We start from the raw sequence: 5,839 nt of genomic DNA, 5'->3' as shown, positions 1-5,839 counted from the left end.
TGGGGCACGTCGCCATAGGCGGTCATCAGGATGGCCGGCAGCCTGATGTGGCGCTTCTTCATTTCTTCCAGCAGATCGAGCCCGGCCATGCCCGGCATGCGCACGTCGCTCACCACGCAGCCCTCGCCGGAGGGTTCGGAATCGAGGAATTCGCGCGCGGAGGCGTAGAGCCGCGTCGTCCAGCCGGCGCTTTGCAGCAGCAGGGCGAGCGATTCGCGCACGCCAGCGTCGTCTTCGATGATGTGAACGATCCGGCCTTCCGTCATCGTTCAAGCTCCTGCCGGCGCGCCGCCCCGGCCCTTCCTTGCGCGTCGTCCGCGGCGCCCAGGCACTGCGGCTGTGAATCAAGCATAAACATGCAGGCGAATGCGTTCAAATGTTTTGATTTAACGCAATTTCCCAAACCGCTGCATGAAGGCGCGCGCCCGCCGATTGGAACCCGCGCGCCCGCCGATTGGAACCCGCGCCGCCTTGAGATAGATTTTCGCCCGGGGGCTTTCAGCGCGGAGGCGTGGCTTGGATAAGCGCGGCGAGGTGGACGAGCGCGGCAGGAGAGGTTTTTCGGCCGCGGACGCGGCGGCCCGGATCGGTCATCGCGCTTTGGGTTGGATCGACGCCATCGAGGCGCTTCCTTCTGGCCTGCGCCTTGGCGTCAGCCTGTTCGCGATCGCCGCCTGCGTCGGCCTGCGCGCCGCGTTCGCCGCCTATCTGGACGCCTTTTCCGGTCATTACCTGCTTTATCCCGCGGTCGCCATTTCGGCGCTGCTCTGCGGCGTCGCCGGCGGACTGGCGTCGGTCCTGCTGATCGTCCTGTTCGCCCATGGCTATCTCGGCGCGCCGTCCTGGGGCGGCGCCGGCCAGCAGGTCAATTTCATCGTCCTGTTCGATTTCCTCGCCGATTCCGCCGTCTATATCGCGCTGGCGCGGCTGCCGGCCTTTCTGGCGAGCACCGCGCACGCCCGCGACGCGCTGATGCGGGCCAATGCCGAACAATTCGGCCAATTCGTCGAGCAGGCGCCGGCGGCCATGGCCATGTTCGACCGCAACATGCGCTATATCGCGCTGAGCGCCCGCTGGCGCGCGGATTACGGCCTGACCCCGGACGCCGTCGGCAGGCCGGCCTATGAGGTTTTTCCCGAAACCACCGAAGCCTGGAAGGAGGTGCACCAGCGGGCGCTGGCGGGCGAGGTCGTGCGCGCGGAGCGCGACGTGCTGGTTCGGCGGGACGGCAGTTCGCTCATGTTGCGCTGGGAGGTTCGGCCCTGGCTGGAGCGTTCGGGGCAGATCGGCGGCATTGTCATTTTCGCCGAAAATATTTCCGAGCGCGGGCGCATCCAGCGCGCCCTGGAGGAGAGCGAGCGGCGGCTCAACGCCATTTTCGACACGGCAATGGACGCGATCGTGACCATCGACCGGCATGGCGTCATCCAGTCGGCCAATCCTGCCGCCCATGACATGTTCGGCTGCGCCGCCGACGAAATGGTCGGACGCAATGTCAGGATGCTGATCCCGCCGCCCTATGGGCATCGCCACGATTCCTTCCTCGCCGCCTATCTCGAGACCGGCGTGCGGAAGATCATCGGCCAGCGCCGCACCGTCGAGGGGCAGCGCCGGGACGGGGCGGTCTTTCCGCTCGAACTGACGGTCAGCGAGGCGCTGCTCGCCAATGGCCCGGTCTTCGTTGGCGTGATGCGCGATCTGCGTCCGATCGAGGCCGAGCGCCGGCGCGTTTCCGCTTTGCGCGACGAACTGGCCCGCGTCAGCCGCGTCAACGACATGGGCGAGATGGCGGCAGGCCTCGCCCATGAGGTGGGGCAGCCGGTGGCCGCCATCCTCAATTTCGCGGCGGCCTATCGTCGCGCCGTCGCGACCACCGGCCGGGCGCCCGAAGGCGAATTGATCGGCAAGATCGAGGCGCAGGCGCGGCGGGCGGCCGAAATCCTCAAGCGTTTGCGCGGCTTCATCGAGAAGCGTCCGCCCGAGCGGCAGGCCGTCGAGATCGAGAGCCTGATCGACGACGCGCTGCAACTGGTCGCGCTGCGTCGCCGGCCCCGGATCCTGCGCCCGCCGCCGCCGCCCGAGGTCGAGGGCGCGAGGATATTCGCCGATCCGATCCAGATCGAACAGGTTCTCGTCAGCCTGTTGCGTAATGCCGACGACGCGCTGATCGACACCAATCCGGCGGAGATCACGATAGAAACCAGCCTCGTGGAGGGCGGCCGCATCCGGATCAGCGTCGCCGACAATGGCGCGGGGGTGGCGCCGGAGGCCGTCGAGGAATTATTCTCGCCCTTCTTCACCACCAAGATTCTCGGCATGGGCGTCGGCCTGTCGATCAGCAAATCCATCGTCGAGAGCCACGGCGGCGTCATCGGCTACCGCCCCAATGCGCCGTGCGGCTCGATCTTCGATTTCGAACTGCCGATCTGCCAGGCCGAGAGCCCGAGCGAGCAGCGTGCGGAGGCGGAGCGCTGACGTCAGCGCCGCGCTTCAAATTCCGCCATGATCCGGATGACTTCGGCGTCGGAGAGCTGGTGGAATTCGCGGTAGAACTGGCCGACGCCGAAGAAATCGGCCGGCGTGGCGAGGCAGACGACCGCGTCGACCAGATCGCGCAGACGGTCGAGGGAATCGGGCGCCGCGACCGGAACGGCCAGAATCAGCGTCCGGGGCGCGCGCCGCCGCAAAGCGCGGATGGCGGCCTCCATGCTGGCGCCGGTCGCGATCCCGTCATCGACCAGAATGGCGTCCCGGTCTCGCGCCGAAAGCGGGGGGCGCCCGCCGAGATAGGCGGCGCGGCGGCGTTCGATCTCGACGAATTCCCGTTCCGCGCGGCGCGTGATTTCCGCCTCGCCGACGACGAGCGCGCGGGCGATCGTGCGATTGACCACGATGTCACGCTGTTCGCCATCGACGGCCGCGCCAAGCGCCAGTTCGGGATTGCCGGGCGCGCCGATCTTGCGAACCAGGATCAGGTCGAGCGGCGCCTGCAGCGTGCGGGCGATGGCCGCGGCGACCGGGACGCCGCCGCGCGGCAGGGCGTAAACCAAAGGATGGACCAGCGCGCGGCGGGCGAGCGCTCCGGCCAGGATGCGGCCGGCCGAGTCCCGGTCGTCGAAATGCGGCGCGCGTTGATGCAAATGGCGGTCGAACCAGTCGGCCGCCTCCGCCGTCACGCTTTCCAGCGCGCCCGGCTCCTCGAACAGATGAGTCGCGCTGGGGATGACGCGCAGATCGGCGACGCCCGGACATGATTGTTGCGCCAACTGGTTCAGCGCGAGCACCTCGCGGTCCTCGCCGCCGACGACGAACAGGGCCGGCGCCGACAGGGCAGGCAGCCAGGGCTGCGCGAGATCCGGCCGGCCGCCGCGCGACACCAGCGCCGAGACCTCGCCTTTGCGCGCGGCGGCGGCGTGGATCGCGGCGGCGGCGCCGGTGCTGGCGCCGAACAGGCCGATCGGCAAAGCGAAGACGCGATCGTCGCCGCGCGCCCAATCGATCGCCTCGGCCACGCGCGCGCCGAGCAGCGCGATATCAAACACATTGCGCCGGTCGCGCGCCTCGTCCTCGGTCAGGAGATCGAATAGCAAGGTCGCATAGCCCGCCGCATTGAGGGCGTCGGCGACCTGCCGGTTGCGCGGGCTGAGGCGGCTCGACCCCGAACCATGGGCGAAAATGACCAGCCCGCGCGGCGAGGGCGGCAGAGCGAGGTCGCCCGGCAAGGTTTTGGGTCCGACAGCGATTTCGGCATGAGGCGTCACGGCGGCGGAACTCCGGCGCGGCGGCGAAATTCGACGGATTGGAGCACGTCGCGCGCGAGGCGGCAAGGGACGGAAATTACGTTAGATCGGCATTGAGGAAACGGCGCAGATTCTGGAAAGCCGGGGCCAACGTCATTGCGAGCCATAGGGCGTCTTTCGACGCCCTATGGCTCGCAATGACGGCGTGGGACTATAACCTTCTCAGTCGGTTGCAATCATTGTGACATCATATGAATTGCGTGACTTGCACCATGTCCCTCCCTTTGCGCGGCGCCCCGGAAGCGGGCGCGAAATCAGGAACGGGAATGAGCGCGACACGGAGATGAAACCACTGCGGCCGAGACCTGTTTTTATGATCGATATCATCTCGCCGTAATTTCAATCGACCTGAATAGTCCGTCAATCCGCCAAAGTAGAGACAGGGCGGGATGGGGGAGATGTTGCAAACGTAGCCGCCTCAGTGTGGCGCGCTCTGCCACATATAACAATGGGGCGCAGATATATCCTATTGATATAACTGAATGAATTTCTTTGTGCTCTTTGGCGCCCGGATTGCGAGATAGACCGCAACGAAAAACGGGAACGGGGGGACCCTAATCGGCATAAATCAGAGGATTTTCCGGAAAAGCGGTCTGGCGCTTTCAACCGATCGATCCTGTTGAGCGTACAGCCAGCAGTACTCGGCTTAAACTGACCACAAGCCAAAAGCTTAGCACTCTAACGTGTCCTTGGAGCCGCAGAGATCAGACCGACTTGCGGACGATGACGTGTGTCTTCAAGACGCCACGACGGCTTTAGCCTGCGTATCTGTGTTCTCGTGAATACCGAGATCACAACAGGCCATGCAGTTTATATTCTGGAGGTACGGCGCCAAGGGCGCGCCATGAAATAGCAATGGTTTATGTTAGAAATATAAAATTATACACGTCAAAAATAATAAGTAAATACGCAACAATATACGCACAGCCATAAAGATAAATACGAGCATCGATGCTCTATGAAGGGGAGGGAAGCGGTGTCTGAAACTGTTTTACAAAATCGTAAATCAACGACTCCGTCACTGAACGTAAGTGTCGTTCTTGCTGCGGTCATTACGATCGGGGCCTTTGTCGCTCCAAACGCGCGGGCGGAGGATGCGGAGCCCCCGCTTGGCGTCGATACGCTGGAGGCTGGGTTTAAGTGGCAGCCGAATTATGTGTCGGACGATATGCTGATAAATGCCGACAAGGACGCAAATAACTGGCTCAATTACGGTAAAGGATACGATGGCGCCCGCTTCAGTCAGCTTACGCAAATAAACCAGACAAGCGTAAAGCGACTCGTCCCGAAATGGAATCTGAGCTTCGGCGTCGTTGAAGCGCAAGACAGCCAAGCAATTGCTATCAATGGAACGCTCTATGTAACCTCAAGCCAGGATAAAGTGTTCGCTGTTGACGGTTTGACAGGTCGGGTCAAATGGAAATACGAGCGCTCGCTGCCGGGCGATATCGGCCCCCATCTTTGCTGTGAAGCGGTCAATCGCGGCGTAGCGATCTATAAAGACAAGGTCTACATCGCGACGCTGGACACTCATGTGGTCGCGTTGAACAGCACGACGGGCAAGGTCGCTTTCGACGTCAAGCTGGGAGATTACGCGACCGGGGAGATGTTCACCGCGGCGCCCTTGGTCGTGAAGGGCAAGGTTATCGTCGGGAATTCCGGCAGCGACGTCGGAGGGAACGCGGGTCGGATCATTGCGCTCAATGCGGATGATGGAAAAGTCATCTGGCAAACCTATACTCGCCCAACCAGTCCTGACGATCCCGCGGCAAAGACCTGGGCCAATGATTCCTGGAAAACAGGCGGCGTGACGGCATGGCTGACAGGAACTTACGATCCGAAATCGGATACTTTGTTCTGGGGCACGGGCAATCCGACGCCGGATTTCGATCCGAGCGTCCGAAAGGGCGATAATCTTTACGCCGATTCAACTCTGGCGCTCGATCCGGATACCGGCAAGCTCAAATCCTATTTCCAATATACCCCAAACAATGCGTGGGACTATGACGGCAATAACGAAGCCATTTTGATCGACGATG

4 protein-coding genes are annotated in these 5,839 nt (G+C 63.1%); 2 read left to right on the top strand and 2 right to left on the bottom strand.

Translation table 11 applies throughout. From position 1 onward, the window contains the following. Positions 1–266 (bottom strand): response regulator transcription factor (locus ACE3S9_RS13595; RefSeq protein ID WP_374547008.1); only part of this gene is annotated, 266 nt, incomplete at its 3' end. Between the two features lie 250 nt (positions 267–516). Between ACE3S9_RS13595 and ACE3S9_RS13590 the strand changes: the two genes are divergently transcribed. Beyond that, positions 517–2,475, top strand: coding sequence for a PAS domain S-box protein (locus tag ACE3S9_RS13590; protein WP_374547007.1), 1,959 nt, complete (start codon positions 517–519; stop codon positions 2,473–2,475). 2 nt (positions 2,476–2,477) lie between these two features. Here the strand turns inward: ACE3S9_RS13590 and ACE3S9_RS13585 are convergent, their stop codons facing one another. Beyond that, on the bottom strand, positions 2,478–3,761 hold the full coding sequence (locus tag ACE3S9_RS13585) for an alpha/beta family hydrolase (protein WP_374547006.1): 1,284 nt from the start codon (positions 3,759–3,761) through the stop codon (positions 2,478–2,480). A gap of 1,015 nt (positions 3,762–4,776) precedes the next feature. On the opposite strand from ACE3S9_RS13585, the gene ACE3S9_RS13580 reads away from it, so the two are divergent. Continuing rightward, on the top strand, positions 4,777–5,839 hold a 1,063-nt coding region (locus tag ACE3S9_RS13580), incomplete at its 3' end, for a PQQ-binding-like beta-propeller repeat protein (RefSeq protein ID WP_374547005.1).

This window comes from Rhodoblastus sp. (assembly GCF_041915505.1).
In the GTDB taxonomy this organism is placed as follows: Bacteria; Pseudomonadota; Alphaproteobacteria; order Rhizobiales; family Beijerinckiaceae; genus Rhodoblastus.
The sequence above is the reverse complement of the archived record's forward strand: the minus strand, read 5'-3'. Positions and strand labels throughout refer to the sequence as shown.